Below are 14,397 nucleotides of genomic sequence, written 5' to 3'. Positions count from 1 at the left end.
ATGGCGCGCCGCTCCCCAGGACGCGGCGCGCCCCTCAAATTCTTCGGCCGGTCAGGCCGGCCAGTCTGCGGGCATTCGGCCCGCGCTCGATGCAAGGGGTTTTCGAGGACCCCGAAAAGGAGAACGGCATGAACCAAGAGGTCATGAATCTCTTCAACCCCCAGGCGCCTGCGCAGGTGTTCGATTCCATCCGGATCTCGCTCGCCAGCCCTGAGAAGATTCTGTCCTGGTCGTTCGGCGAGATCAAAAAGCCGGAGACCATCAACTACCGCACCTTCAAGCCGGAGCGTGACGGTCTGTTCTGCGCGCGCATTTTTGGCCCGATCAAGGACTATGAGTGCCTGTGCGGCAAGTACAAGCGCATGAAGTACAAGGGCGTCATCTGCGAGAAGTGCGGCGTCGAAGTCACCCTGTCGCGCGTCCGCCGCGAGCGCATGGGCCATATCGAGCTCGCCGCGCCCGTCGCCCACATCTGGTTCCTGAAGTCGCTGCCCTCGCGCATCGGCACGCTGCTCGACATGACGCTGAAGGACATCGAGCGCGTCCTCTACTTCGAGAACTACATCGTTACCGAGCCCGGCCTCACCGCGCTGAAGGAGCACCAGCTGCTCAGCGAGGAAGAGTACATGCTGGCCGTCGACGAGTATGGCGAGGATTCGTTCACCGCCATGATCGGCGCCGAGGCCATCCATGACCTGCTTGCCGGCATGGATCTTGAGAAGATCGCCGGCGACCTGCGCTCGGAGCTGGCTTCGACCTCGTCCGAGCTCAAGCAGAAGAAGCTCTTGAAGCGGCTCAAGGTCGTCGAGAACTTCATGGAATCCGGCAACCGTCCGGAATGGATGATCATGAAGGTGGTTCCGGTGATCCCGCCGGATCTGCGTCCGCTCGTCCCGCTGGATGGCGGCCGCTTCGCGACGTCCGACCTCAACGACCTCTATCGCCGCGTCATCAACCGCAACAACCGCCTGAAGCGGCTGATCGAGCTGCGGGCGCCGGGCATCATCGTGCGCAACGAAAAGCGCATGCTGCAGGAGGCCGTCGACGCGCTCTTCGACAACGGCCGCCGCGGCCGCGTCATCACCGGCGCCAACAAGCGTCCGCTGAAGTCGCTGTCCGACATGCTGAAGGGCAAGCAGGGCCGGTTCCGCCAGAACCTGCTCGGCAAGCGCGTCGACTATTCCGGCCGCTCGGTCATCGTGACCGGTCCGGAGCTCAAGCTGCACCAGTGCGGCCTGCCGAAGAAGATGGCGCTGGAGCTCTTCAAGCCCTTCATCTACGCGCGTCTCGACGCCAAGGGCTTCTCCTCGACCGTCAAGCAGGCGAAGAAGCTGGTTGAGAAGGAGCGTCCGGAGGTCTGGGATATCCTCGACGAGGTCATCCGCGAGCATCCGGTGCTCTTGAACCGCGCGCCGACGCTGCACCGTCTCGGCATCCAGGCGTTCGAGCCGATCCTGATCGAAGGCAAGGCGATCCAGCTGCATCCGCTGGTCTGCACGGCCTTCAACGCCGACTTCGACGGCGACCAGATGGCGGTCCACGTGCCGCTGTCGCTGGAAGCGCAGCTCGAGGCCCGCGTGCTGATGATGTCGACCAACAACATCCTGCACCCGGCCTCCGGCGCGCCGATCATCGTGCCGTCGCAGGACATGGTTCTCGGTCTCTACTACCTGTCGATCGTCAACCAGAACGAGCCGGGCGAAGGCATGGTGTTCGCCGACATGGGCGAGCTCCAGCACGCGCTGGAGACCAAGGCCGTGACGCTGCACGCCAAGATCAAGGGCCGCTTCCGCACGGTCGACGCCGAGGGCAAGGTCGTGTCGAAGATCTACGACACCACGCCTGGCCGCATGATCATCGGCGAGCTGCTGCCGAAGAACGTCAACGTGCCTTATGAGACCGCCAACCAGGAGATGACCAAGAAGAACATCTCCAAGATGATCGACACCGTCTACCGCCACTGCGGTCAGAAGGAGACGGTCATCTTCTGCGATCGCATCATGGCGCTCGGTTTTGCCCATGCGTGCCGCGCCGGCATTTCGTTCGGCAAGGATGACATGCTGATCCCGGACACCAAGCTGAAGCTGGTGTCCGAGACGGAGGCTTTGGCCAAGGAGTACGAGCAGCAGTACAATGACGGCCTGATCACCCAGGGCGAGAAGTACAACAAGGTGGTCGACGCCTGGGCCAAGTGCTCGGAAAAGGTCGCCGACGAGATGATGGCCCGCATCAAGGCCGTCGAGTTCGAGGACAACGGCCGTCAGAAGCCGATGAACTCGATCTACATGATGTCGCATTCGGGTGCGCGCGGTTCGCCCACCCAGATGCGCCAGCTCGCCGGCATGCGCGGCCTGATGGCCAAGCCTTCGGGCGAGATCATCGAGACGCCGATCATCTCGAACTTCAAGGAAGGCCTCACCGTGCTCGAGTACTTCAACTCGACCCACGGCGCCCGCAAGGGTCTGGCCGACACCGCGCTCAAGACGGCGAACTCGGGTTACCTGACCCGCCGTCTGGTCGACGTGGCGCAGGACTGCATCGTCAATTCGCTGGATTGCGGCACCGACAAGGGCCTCACCATGCAGCCGATCGTCGATGCCGGCCAGATCGTCGCCTCGGTCGGCCAGCGCGTGCTGGGCCGCACGGCGCTCGACGACATCAACCATCCGGTCAGCGGCGAACTGCTGGTCAAGGCCGGCAAGCTGATGGACGAGCGCGATGTGGAGCAGATCGAGAAGGCCGGCGTCCAGTCGGTGCGCATTCGCTCGGCGCTGACCTGCGAGGTCAGGACCGGCGTCTGCGCGGTCTGCTACGGTCGCGATCTTGCCCGCGGCACGCCCGTCAACCAGGGCGAGGCTGTCGGCGTCATCGCGGCGCAGTCGATCGGCGAGCCGGGCACCCAGCTCACCATGCGCACCTTCCACATGGGCGGCACCGCGCAGGTGGTGGATAGCTCGTTCCTTGAAGCCTCCTATGAGGGCAAGGTCGAGATCCGCAACCGTAACGTGGTGCGCAACTCCGAAGGCCAGCAGATGGTCATGGGCCGCAACATGGCGGTTCTGATCCTCGACGAGACCGGCAAGGAGCGCGCTACGCACCGTGTCGCCTACGGCTCGCGCATCTTCGTGGACGATGGCGACAAGGTGAAGCGCGGTCAGCGCATCGCCGAGTGGGATCCTTATACCCGCCCGATCCTCACCGAAATCGAAGGCAAGGTGGCGTTCGAGGATCTGGTCGACGGCATCTCCGTTCAGGAAACGGCCGACGAGTCGACCGGCATCACCAAGCGTGAGGTCATCGACTGGCGTTCGACGCCGCGCGGTAGCGACCTGAAGCCGGCGATCGCCGTTCAGGACGCCAAGGGCAAGGTCGGCAAGCTGTCGAAGGGCGGCGATGCACGCTTCCTGCTCTCGGTCGAGGCCATCCTCTCGGTCGAGCCGGGCGCGCATGTCCGTCCGGGCGACGTGCTTGCGCGTATCCCGATGGAAAGCGCCAAGACCAAGGACATCACCGGTGGTCTGCCGCGTGTCGCGGAACTGTTCGAGGCTCGCCGTCCGAAGGATCACGCCATCATCGCCGAGATCGATGGCACGATCCGCTTCGGCCGCGACTACAAGAACAAGCGCCGCATCATCATCGAGCCGCACGACTCGACGCTGGAGCCGGTCGAGTACCTGATCCCGAAGGGCAAGCCGTTCCATCTCCAGGACGGCGACGTCATCGAGAAGGGCGACTACATCCTCGACGGCAATCCGGCGCCGCACGACATCCTGGCGATCAAGGGCGTGGAGGCGCTGGCGTCCTACCTCGTCAACGAGATCCAGGAGGTCTACCGCCTGCAGGGCGTGTCGATCAACGACAAGCACATCGAGGTGATCGTTCGCCAGATGCTGCAGAAGGTCGAGATCACCACGCAGGGCGACTCGACCTACATCCCGGGCGACCACGTCGACGTGATCGAGCTGGACGAGGTCAACGAGCGCCTGGTCGAGGACGGCAAGAAGCCGGCCGAAGGCCAGCCGGTGCTGCTCGGCATCACCAAGGCCTCGCTGCAGACGCCGTCCTTCATCTCGGCCGCCTCCTTCCAGGAGACGACCAGGGTGCTGACCGAGGCAGCGGTTGCCGGCAAGACCGACATGCTGCAGGGCCTGAAGGAAAACGTCATCGTCGGCCGTCTGATCCCGGCCGGCACCGGCGGCACGATGAGCCAGATCCGGCGCATCGCCACCTCGCGCGACGAGCTCATCATCGACGAGCGCCGCAAGGCGTCCGGCGTAGAGGTCGCCGAGCCGATGCTGACCAACATGGTCAACGCCGCGCAGTAAGCGCGGGCGGATGAGAGAAGAAAAAAGGGGCCTGCGTGGCCCCTTTTGCATTCCGGGTACCAACGAGGAAAATCATGAGCGCCAAGATCTGGACTGCCGTCGACGACTATATCGTTTCCTCCCTTTTCGAACCGGATCCCGCGCTTGACGCCGCGCTTGCGGCCAACCGCGAGCAGGGCCTGCCGGCGATCGACGTCTCCGCCGCGCAGGGCAAATTGCTTTCGCTGCTGGTGCGGATCCGCGGTGCAAAGAAGGTGCTCGAGATCGGCACGCTCGGCGGCTACTCGACCATCTGGATGGCAAGGGGCTTGCCCGCCGAAGGCAAGGTCGTGACGCTGGAGCTCGATCCGCACCACGCCAAGGTCGCGCGCTCGAATTTCGAGCGGGCAGGGGTTTCCGACAAGGTGGATCTGCGTCTCGGCCCGGCGCTTCAGTCGCTCACGGCGTTGGACAGCGAAAATGCCGGTCCGTTCGACCTGATCTTCATCGACGCCGATAAGCCGAACAACCCGAATTATCTCACCTGGGCCATGCGGCTGGCACGTCCCGGAACGGTCATCGTCTGCGACAACGTCATCCGCGACGGCGCCGTCGTGAAAGAGCATAGCGGCGATGCCAATGTCGAGGGTGCCCGCGCGGCGTTCTCCTTCATCGGCGGCGAGAAGCGGCTGGACGGCACCGCCATCCAGACCGTCGGCGCCAAAGGCTATGACGGCTTCGCTATCGCCATCGTGGACTGACGCGGGCGCGCCAGTCCAATCAACTCAGTCGAAGCAGTCAATTCAGCTCAATCGAAGAACGCCTCGACCACGTTGCGCTTGCCGAGCATGAAGGCGTCGGCGACATGTTGCAGCGGCGCCAGGTCGACGTCGGAGACGCCGGCCCGCACGATCTCGGCGAAGCGCTTGTAGAGCATCGGATATTCCGCTTCCGGCTCGTCATGGACGATCTTGCCGTCGACGGCGAGCTTTGCGCCGCCGCCCGAAAGCACCATCCTGCCCTTGTCGGTCTCGGCCAGGATATCCCAGCTCTGCGGCCCGGTCTGCAGCCAGTCGAGCTCCATAGTCACCGGCAGGCCGTTCGAGGTGCGGAACGTGACATGCGCAGCAACCGGCGACGCGCGATTCTCAGGGAAGTCGAGCACAGCCGAGGTGATGAACATTGGCGGCAGAATGTGGGTGGCGATCGACAGCGCGTTGATGCCCGGATCGAACACGCCGAAGCCGCCCGGCGCCCAGATCCATTCCTGGTTCGGGTGCCAGCGGCGCACGTCTTCCTTCCAGTTGATGGCGGCCGAGCTGATCCTGGCCGAGGCGAGGAAAGCGCGCGCGGCCTCGACCGCCGGCGCATAGCGCGAGTGCCAGCTGGCGAAAAGCGAAACGCCATTCTTCGCGGCAAGCGCCTTGAGGTCCTCGACCTCGCTGACGGTTGCGCCCGGCGGCTTCTCCAGGAAGACATGCTTCCTCGCCTCGAGCGCCGTGCGCGCCGCGTCGTAGCGGAACTGCGGCGGCATGCAGAGCGAGACGGCTTCCAGGCTGGACTCGGCCGCGAGCATCGCCTCGATCGTCGGATAGTTCGGGATGCCGTCGACCTTGCCGTGGCGGCTGGCGGCGGCCGCAAGCTGGTAGTTGGCGTCCTTCGCCAAGGCGGGGAGATGCTGGTCGCGGACGATCTTTCCCACGCCGACGATACCGAGCTTGATTGGGTTGCCGGTCATGGAGGCTCCGAGAGATTGGAAGAGGTGGGTGTTTCTAGGCAGGACAATGGTGCCCGGCAAGCCAGGAGGAGTGGGAGGCGTTCCGGTCGCCTCGGTGGATCAGACCGGTTCGTCGAAAGTGACGATCGAAACCTCGCCTTCCAGCGCGCCTTGATAGGCCGACAGATGCGGCTCTTCGTCGGGTACACCTTCCATGTCACCGATCTGGTCTAGCTCGGCTTCCGCGAATCCTTCGGCCGCGAGCGATTCGAGCGCGCGGCGCACGGCAGAATCATCGTCAGGCGCGACCAGCATCACATGCACGCCTTCCGGCTTGCCGCCCTTGCGTCGCCAAACCCGGCCGGTGATGATGGTGACCGGGCGCTCTTCATTGTCGTTCACGGGCTGATTCCTTTGGGCGAAGGGAATTTTCCTCTTCATGCCGCCTTTTGGCACGAAGCCGGCGCATAGGACAGCCGAAAGCCGGTCACTTTCTTCCTCGCCCTTGAAAAAAGACGCAAGAAAATTACATGCGTTTTCCGCATGGCTGCCAAGCTCCGATTTGGGCGCAATATTTGCCGCTCCGGGGTTGACGGATATCGACCTTGCGAGTAGAAGCCGCCCCGTCAGAACCGATGTGAGACTTGCCTTTCCGAGGCGACGCGCTTTGGAGTTTGTCTCAAACAGGGTTCGTTTTACGAGCGAAAAGACATTTCCGGCGCGCATGAAGCGGCTTTCGCTTCCTCTGCAATTTGTTCGGGCAGGACCGCGAGGCGCGGTGTGTTGCCCGAATTTGCGTATGGAAATGACGCTTTGAGCGGCCCTGACAGGGCAAGACACGGAATTGAGAGACAAGAGGGTTTAATGCCTACCGTCAACCAGCTGATCCGCAAGCCGCGCCTGGCGCCGGTGAAGCGCAACAAGGTCCCGGCCATGCAGCAGAACCCGCAGAAGCGGGGCGTCTGCACGCGCGTCTACACCACGACGCCGAAGAAGCCGAACTCGGCGCTGCGCAAGGTCGCCAAGATCCGCCTGACCAATGGTTTCGAAGTGATCGGCTACATCCCGGGCGAAGGCCATAACCTTCAGGAGCACTCGGTGGTCATGATCCGCGGCGGCCGCGTCAAGGATCTGCCGGGCGTCCGCTATCACATCATCCGCGGCGTGCTCGACACGCAGGGTGTCAAGAACCGCAAGCAGCGCCGTTCGAAATACGGTGCCAAGCGTCCGAAGTAAGGGTTTCCGGCTTCGGCGCTTTTTTTGACTGCGCCGTGCCACGAGATTGAGAGACAAGAGCCATGTCCCGTCGTCACAGTGCAGAAAAGCGTGAGATCAATCCGGACCCCAAGTTCGGCGACCTGATCGTCACCAAGTTCATGAACGCCGTCATGTATGACGGCAAGAAGTCGGTTGCCGAGACGATCGTCTACGGCGCGCTGGACCAGGTCCAGGCCAAGACCAAGCAGGAGCCGGTCACCGTCTTCCATCAGGCGCTCGACAATGTCGCGCCGCATGTGGAAGTGCGCTCGCGCCGCGTCGGCGGCGCCACCTACCAGGTTCCGGTCGACGTGCGCCCCGAGCGCCGTCAGGCGCTGGCGATCCGTTGGCTGATCGCCGCGGCCCGCAACCGCAACGAGACCACCATGATCGACCGCCTCTCGGGCGAGCTGATGGACGCGGCCAACAACCGCGGCACCGCCGTCAAGAAGCGTGAAGACACCCACAAGATGGCGGAAGCCAACCGCGCCTTCGCGCACTACCGCTGGTAAAGCGCGAACGAGACTGAGAGGCACCTCCCATGGCCCGCGAATACAAAATCGAAGACTACCGTAATTTCGGTATCATGGCGCATATCGACGCCGGCAAGACGACGACGACCGAGCGCGTCCTGTACTACACGGGCAAGTCGCACAAGATCGGCGAAGTTCATGACGGCGCTGCCACCATGGACTGGATGGAGCAGGAGCAGGAACGCGGCATCACCATCACTTCGGCCGCGACCACGACCTTCTGGAAGGGTCGTGACGGCAAGATGCGCCGCTTCAACATCATCGACACCCCCGGACACGTCGACTTCACCATCGAAGTCGAGCGTTCGCTGCGCGTGCTCGACGGCGCCATCGCGCTGCTCGATGCCAACGCCGGCGTCGAGCCGCAGACTGAGACCGTGTGGCGCCAGGCCGACAAGTACCACGTGCCGCGCATGATCTTCTGCAACAAGATGGACAAGATCGGCGCCGACTTTTACCGCTCCGAGGAAATGATCGGCTCGCGCCTTGGCGCGCAGGCTGTCGTCATGCAGCTGCCGATCGGCGCCGAGACCGAGTTCAAGGGCGTCGTCGACCTCGTCGAGATGAACGCGCTCGTCTGGCGCGACGAGACCCTTGGCGCTGCCTGGGACGTCGTCGAGATTCCGGCCGACCTCAAGGAGAAGGCCGAGCAGTATCGCGAGAAGATGATCGAGGCGGCCGTCGAGATGGACGAGACCGCGCTCGAGAACTACCTCGAAGGCAAGATGCCGTCGAACGACGAGATCCGCGCGTTGATCCGCAAGGGCACCATCGCGGTCAAGTTTTTCCCGATGTTCTGCGGCTCGGCCTTCAAGAACAAGGGCGTGCAGCCGTTGCTCGACGCCGTCGTCGAATACCTGCCGTCGCCGATCGACGTGCCGGCCATCAAGGGCGTCGACGCCAAGACCGACGCCGAGATCGAGCGTCATGCCGATGACAATGAGCCGCTATCGATGCTGGCGTTCAAGATCATGAACGACCCGTTCGTCGGTTCGCTGACCTTTGCCCGCATCTATTCGGGCAAGCTCGCCAAGGGCGCCTCGCTCGACAACACCGTGAAGGGCAAGAAGGAGCGCATCGGCCGCATGCTGCAGATGCATGCGAACTCGCGCGCCGACATCGAGGAAGCCTATGCCGGCGACATCGTCGCGCTGGCCGGCCTCAAGGACACGACCACCGGCGATACGCTTTGCGATCCGCTGCACCCGGTCATCCTCGAGCGCATGGAGTTCCCCGATCCGGTCATCCAGATCGCCATCGAGCCGAAGACCAAGAACGACCAGGAGAAGATGGGCCTGGCGCTGCATCGCCTGGCGGCCGAGGATCCGTCCTTCCGCGTCAAGACCGATGAGGAAAGCGGCCAGACCATCATCGCCGGCATGGGCGAGCTGCATCTCGACATCATCGTCGACCGCATGCGCCGCGAGTTCAAGGTGGAAGCCAATGTCGGCGCTCCGCAGGTGGCCTATCGCGAGACGATCACCCGCACCCATGAGCAGGATTACACGCACAAGAAGCAGACCGGCGGTACCGGCCAGTTCGCCCGCGTCAAGATCGTGTTCGAGCCGAACACCGAGAGCGAGGAGTTCGTGTTCGAGTCCAAGATCGTCGGCGGCGCGGTGCCGAAGGAATACATCCCCGGCGTCGAGAAGGGCATCAACAGCGTCATGGGCTCCGGTCCGTTCGCCGGCTTCCCGATGATCGGCGTCAAGGCGACGCTGATCGACGGTGCCTTCCACGACGTCGACTCCTCGGTGCTGGCGTTCGAAATCGCGTCCCGCGCCTGCTTCAAGGAAGCCGCCCCCCGGCTCGGCGTGCAGCTTCTGGAGCCGATCATGAAGGTCGAGGTCGTGACGCCGGAAGACTATGTCGGCGGCGTCATCGGCGATCTCAACGGCCGTCGTGGCCAGATCCAGGGCCAGGAAGCGCGTGGCGTGGCGGTTGTCATCAACGCCATGGTGCCTTTGGCCAACATGTTCAAGTACGTCGACAATCTGCGTTCGATGTCGCAGGGCCGCGCCCAGTACACGATGCAGTTCGACCACTATGAGCCGGTTCCGACCGCGGTCGCCCAGGAAGTCCAGAAGAAATACGCGTAACTCGAGCGGGTTGCACGGCACCTTAATTTGAGCCCCGCACGGGCAAGCAGGAATGGAGACATCACATGGCAAAAGGTAAATTCGAGCGCACCAAGCCGCATGTGAACATTGGCACGATCGGGCACGTCGATCATGGCAAGACGTCGCTGACGGCGGCGATCACGAAGTATTTTGGCGAATACAAGCGCTATGACCAGATCGACGCAGCACCTGAAGAGAAGGCGCGCGGCATCACGATCTCGACGGCGCACGTCGAGTATGAGACGGCCAACCGTCACTATGCCCACGTCGACTGCCCCGGCCACGCCGACTATGTGAAGAACATGATCACCGGCGCTGCCCAGATGGACGGCGCGATCCTGGTGGTTTCGGCCGCCGACGGCCCGATGCCGCAGACCCGCGAGCACATCCTCTTGGCCCGCCAGGTCGGCGTGCCCTCGATCGTGGTGTTCCTGAACAAGGTCGACCAGGTCGACGACGCCGAGCTGCTCGAGCTGGTCGAGCTCGAGGTCCGCGAGCTGTTGACCAAGAACGAGTTCCCCGGCGACGACATTCCGATCGTCAAGGGCTCGGCGCTGGCTGCGCTTGAAGACTCCAACAAGACCATCGGCGAGGACGCCATCCGCGAACTGATGGCTCAGGTCGACGCCTACATCCCGACGCCGGTTCGTCCGCTGGACAAGCCGTTCCTGATGCCGATCGAAGACGTGTTCTCGATCTCGGGCCGCGGCACGGTTGTGACCGGCCGCGTCGAGCGCGGCGTGGTCAAGGTCGGCGAGGAGCTGGAGATCGTCGGCATCCGTCCGACGGCCAAGACGACCTGCACGGGCGTCGAGATGTTCCGCAAGCTGCTCGACCAGGGCCAGGCCGGCGACAACATCGGCGCGCTCTTGCGCGGCATCGATCGCGAGGGTGTCGAGCGCGGCCAGGTTCTGGCCAAGCCGGGCTCGGTGAAGCCGCACAAGAAGTTCGTTGCCGAAGCCTACATCCTGACCAAGGACGAGGGCGGCCGTCACACGCCGTTCTTCACCAACTACCGTCCGCAGTTCTACTTCCGCACCACCGACGTGACGGGCATCGTGACGCTGCCGGCCGGCACCGAGATGGTGATGCCCGGCGACAACATCACCGTCGACGTCGAGCTAATCGTGCCGATCGCCATGGAAGAGAAGCTGCGCTTCGCCATCCGTGAAGGCGGCCGCACCGTCGGTGCCGGCATCGTCGTCACCATCAAAGAGTAATTGGACCGAAACGATCTGTCGCGGGCGCTGGATGCCCGCGCCGCGCCAGAACAAGGAATTGACGCATGAACGGACAGAATATCCGCATCCGCCTTAAGGCGTTTGACCACCGGGTGCTCGACGCCTCGACGCGCGAAATCGTGTCGACCGCCAAGCGCACCGGCGCCAACGTCCGCGGCCCCATTCCGCTGCCGACGCGGATCGAAAAGTTCACGGTCAACCGGTCGCCTCACGTCGACAAGAAGAGCCGCGAGCAGTTCGAGATGCGCACCCACAAGCGGCTGCTCGACATCGTCGATCCGACCCCGCAGACGGTCGATGCTCTGATGAAGCTCGATCTGGCCGCCGGCGTCGACGTCGAGATCAAGCTCTAAGGAACAAGAGGGCGGGGCGACCCGGAACTCTGAAGGAACAAGAGGCGTGGAGGGGCGATAGCCCCGACAGGGAACTCTAAAGGAATTGAACCGATGCGTTCAGGTGTGATTGCAAAGAAGGTGGGAATGACCCGCATCTACAACGATGCCGGGGAACACGTTCCCGTCACCGTTCTCCAGATGGAGAACTGCCAGGTCGTGGCGCAGCGCACGCAGGAGAAGAACGGCTACACCGCCGTCCAGCTCGGCGTTGGCCTTGCCAAGGTGAAGAACACGTCGAAGGCGATGCGCGGCCATTTCGCTGCCGCCTCCGTCGAGCCCAAGGCGAAGCTCGCCGAGTTCCGAGTCTCCGCCGACAACATGATCGACGTCGGCGCCGAGCTCACCGTCGAGCACTTCGTCGCCGGCCAGAAGGTCGACGTCACGGGCACCTCGACCGGCAAGGGTTTCCAGGGCGTGATTAAGCGGCACAACATGGGTGGTGGCCGCGCCACGCACGGTAACTCGGTCTCGCACCGCACGCACGGTTCGACCGGTCAGCGCCAGGACCCCGGCAAGGTGTTCAAGGGCAAGAAGATGGCCGGCCACATGGGCGACGTTCGCGTCACCACGCAGAATGTCGAGGTCGTCTCGACCGATGCCGACCGCGGCCTGATCCTGATCCGCGGCGCGGTTCCCGGCGTCAAGGGCGCCTGGATCCTGGTTCGTGACGCTGCCAAGGTTGCGCTGCCGGCCAATGCGCCGAAGCCCGCCGCGATCCGCGCCGCTGCCGCCAAGAACGAAGCCCCGGCCACTGAGGGAGCGGAATAATGGACCTCAAGATCACAACGCTCGGCGGCAAGGACGCCGGCAAGGTGAAACTCTCCGAGGAGATTTTCGGCCTTGACCCGCGCGAGGACATCCTGCAGCGCGTCGTGCGCTGGCAGCTCGCCAAGAAGCAGCAGGGCACGCACAAGGCCAAGGGCCGCGCCGAGATCGCGCGCACCGGCGCCAAGATGTACAAGCAGAAGGGTACGGGCCGCGCCCGTCACCACTCGGCTCGCGCTCCGCAGTTCCGCGGCGGCGGCAAGGCGCACGGCCCGGTCGTGCGCAGCCATGAGCACGAGCTGCCCAAGAAGGTGCGCGCGCTGGGCCTCAAGCATGCGCTCTCGGCCAAGGCCAAGAGCGCTTCGCTGATCATCGTCGACGAGCTGAAGCTCACCGAAGCCAAGACCAAGGCGCTGGCGGCGAGCCTCGAGACGCTGGGGCTCACCAACGCCCTGGTGATCGGCGGCGCCGAGCTCGACCAGAACTTCAAGCTGGCGGCGACCAACATTCCGAACATTGACGTGCTGCCGATCCAGGGCATCAACGTCTACGACATTCTGCGCCGCGGCACGCTGGTCCTTTCCAAGGCCGCCGTCGAGGCTCTCGAGGAGCGCTTCAAATGACCGACCTTCGTCACTACGACGTGATCGTCTCGCCGGCGATCACTGAAAAGTCGACCATGGCTTCCGAGCAGAACCAGGTCGTCTTCAACGTCGCCAAGAAGGCGTCGAAGCCGGAAATCAAGGCCGCCGTCGAAGCGCTCTTCGGCGTCAAGGTGATGGCCGTGAACACGCTCGTCCGCAAGGGCAAGATCAAGCGCTTCCGCGGCACGGTTGGCCGCCAGGGCGACGTCAAGAAGGCGGTTGTGACGCTGGCCGACGGCCAGTCGATCGACGTCGCGACGGGTCTCTGAGCAAGGCCGCGAGGACAGGACAATGGCACTCAAGAAATTCAACCCGGTAACGCCGAGCACCCGCCAGCTGGTCATCGTCGACCGCTCGGGCCTCTACAAGGGCAAGCCCGTCAAGGGCCTGACCGAAGGCCTGACCAAGTCGGGCGGCCGCAACAACTACGGCCGCATCACGGCCCGCTTCATCGGCGGCGGTCACAAGCGTTCGTACCGCATCATCGACTTCAAGCGTAAGAAGTACGACGTCGTCGGCACGGTCGAGCGTATCGAATACGATCCGAACCGCACCGCCTTCATCGCGCTGATCAAGTATGACGACGGCGAGCTGTCCTACATCCTGGCGCCGCAGCGTCTGGCTGCCGGCGACAAGATCGTGGCCGGCGAAGCGGTCGACGTGAAGCCGGGCAACGCGATGCCGCTGGCCTCGATGCCGGTCGGCACGATCGTCCACAACATCGAGCTGAAGCCGGGCAAGGGCGGTCAGGTCGCCCGTTCGGCGGGCGGTTACGCCCAACTCGTCGGCCGCGACCAGGGCATGGCGATCCTGCGCCTCAACTCGGGCGAGCAGCGCGTCGTGCACGGCTCCTGCATGGCCACCGTCGGCGCCGTGTCGAACCCCGACCACGGCAACATCAACGACGGCAAGGCCGGCCGCACGGTGTGGCGCGGCAAGCGCCCGCACAATCGCGGCGTGGCCATGAACCCGGTCGATCATCCGCACGGCGGTGGTGAAGGCCGCACCTCGGGTGGCCGTCATCCGGTTTCGCCCTGGGGCAAGCCGACCAAGGGCAAGAAGACGCGGTCCAACAAGGCGACCGACAAGTTCATCGTGCGCTCGCGCCATCAGCGCAAGAGCTAAGAAGAGGTAACGCCAAGTGACTCGTTCGATTTGGAAAGGCCCCTTCATCGACGGCTACCTTCTCAAGAAGGTGGACAAGGTTCGTGAAGGCGGTCGCAATGAGGTGATCAAGATGTGGAGCCGTCGCTCCACCATCCTGCCGCAGTTCGTCGGCTTCACCTTCGGTGTCTACAACGGCCAGAAGCATGTCCCGGTCTCGGTGAACGAGGACATGGTCGGTCACAAGTTCGGTGAATTCGCTCCGACCCGGACCTATTACGGTCATGGTGCGGATAAGAAGGCGAAGAGGAAATAAT

At 63.7% G+C, this 14,397-nt stretch carries 14 protein-coding genes; 12 read left to right on the top strand and 2 right to left on the bottom strand.

Annotated features, from left to right (window positions below; translation table 11 throughout):
* Positions 1-128: 128 nt before the first annotated feature.
* Complete coding sequence (gene rpoC / locus AC4FWB_RS01810; RefSeq protein ID WP_491024060.1) at positions 129-4,325, top strand: DNA-directed RNA polymerase subunit beta'; 4,197 nt, start codon at positions 129-131, stop codon at positions 4,323-4,325.
* A 74-nt stretch (positions 4,326-4,399) separates the two neighbouring features.
* Complete coding sequence (locus AC4FWB_RS01805) at positions 4,400-5,065, top strand: O-methyltransferase (protein ID WP_491024059.1); 666 nt, start codon at positions 4,400-4,402, stop codon at positions 5,063-5,065.
* 47 nt (positions 5,066-5,112) lie between these two features.
* Here AC4FWB_RS01805 and AC4FWB_RS01800 read toward each other — a convergent pair whose 3' ends face one another.
* Both AC4FWB_RS01800 and AC4FWB_RS01795 read right to left on the bottom strand, forming a co-directional pair.
* Entirely contained in the window at positions 5,113-6,042 is a 930-nt protein-coding gene (locus AC4FWB_RS01800) for a Gfo/Idh/MocA family protein (RefSeq protein ID WP_491024058.1), read from the bottom strand.
* A 99-nt stretch (positions 6,043-6,141) separates the two neighbouring features.
* Positions 6,142-6,423, bottom strand: coding sequence for a hypothetical protein (locus AC4FWB_RS01795; protein WP_059189566.1), 282 nt, complete (start codon positions 6,421-6,423; stop codon positions 6,142-6,144).
* Positions 6,424-6,885: 462 nt separating this feature from the next.
* On the opposite strand from AC4FWB_RS01795, the gene rpsL reads away from it, so the two are divergent.
* From rpsL to rpsS, 10 genes are all read left to right on the top strand, one after another.
* On the top strand, positions 6,886-7,257 hold the full coding sequence (rpsL, locus tag AC4FWB_RS01790) for a 30S ribosomal protein S12 (RefSeq protein WP_006202128.1): 372 nt from the start codon (positions 6,886-6,888) through the stop codon (positions 7,255-7,257).
* Positions 7,258-7,319: 62 nt separating this feature from the next.
* Positions 7,320-7,790 (top strand): 30S ribosomal protein S7, encoded by a 471-nt coding sequence (gene rpsG, locus AC4FWB_RS01785; protein WP_059189563.1) that lies wholly within the window; start codon positions 7,320-7,322, stop codon positions 7,788-7,790.
* Between the two features lie 29 nt (positions 7,791-7,819).
* Positions 7,820-9,910, top strand: coding sequence for an elongation factor G (fusA, locus tag AC4FWB_RS01780; RefSeq protein WP_059189564.1), 2,091 nt, complete (start codon positions 7,820-7,822; stop codon positions 9,908-9,910).
* 65 nt (positions 9,911-9,975) lie between these two features.
* Positions 9,976-11,151, top strand: coding sequence for an elongation factor Tu (gene tuf, locus AC4FWB_RS01775; RefSeq protein ID WP_066989565.1), 1,176 nt, complete (start codon positions 9,976-9,978; stop codon positions 11,149-11,151).
* Positions 11,152-11,216: 65 nt separating this feature from the next.
* Positions 11,217-11,525: a 30S ribosomal protein S10 gene (gene rpsJ / locus AC4FWB_RS01770; protein WP_006205468.1), complete on the top strand. Its 309-nt coding sequence runs from the start codon at positions 11,217-11,219 to the stop codon at positions 11,523-11,525.
* Between the two features lie 93 nt (positions 11,526-11,618).
* Complete coding sequence (gene rplC, locus AC4FWB_RS01765; protein WP_059188486.1) at positions 11,619-12,335, top strand: 50S ribosomal protein L3; 717 nt, start codon at positions 11,619-11,621, stop codon at positions 12,333-12,335.
* On the top strand, positions 12,335-12,955 hold the full coding sequence (gene rplD / locus AC4FWB_RS01760; protein WP_059188487.1) for a 50S ribosomal protein L4: 621 nt from the start codon (positions 12,335-12,337) through the stop codon (positions 12,953-12,955). The genes rplC and rplD overlap by 1 nt, the downstream gene beginning before the upstream one ends.
* Positions 12,952-13,245, top strand: a complete 294-nt coding sequence (locus AC4FWB_RS01755; RefSeq protein WP_059188488.1) for a 50S ribosomal protein L23 — start codon at positions 12,952-12,954, stop codon at positions 13,243-13,245. Before rplD ends, AC4FWB_RS01755 begins: the two co-directional genes overlap by 4 nt.
* A 22-nt stretch (positions 13,246-13,267) precedes the next feature.
* On the top strand, positions 13,268-14,101 hold the full coding sequence (rplB, locus tag AC4FWB_RS01750) for a 50S ribosomal protein L2 (RefSeq protein WP_040970375.1): 834 nt from the start codon (positions 13,268-13,270) through the stop codon (positions 14,099-14,101).
* Positions 14,102-14,117: 16 nt separating this feature from the next.
* Positions 14,118-14,396 (top strand): 30S ribosomal protein S19, encoded by a 279-nt coding sequence (gene rpsS, locus AC4FWB_RS01745; RefSeq protein ID WP_006205463.1) that lies wholly within the window; start codon positions 14,118-14,120, stop codon positions 14,394-14,396.
* Position 14,397 lies beyond the last annotated feature (1 nt).

The sequence above is a fragment of the Mesorhizobium sp. LEGMi-168a genome, assembly GCF_058312955.1.
Note: the sequence above shows the minus strand (reverse complement) of the source record. Positions and strands in the feature narration are given on the sequence as shown.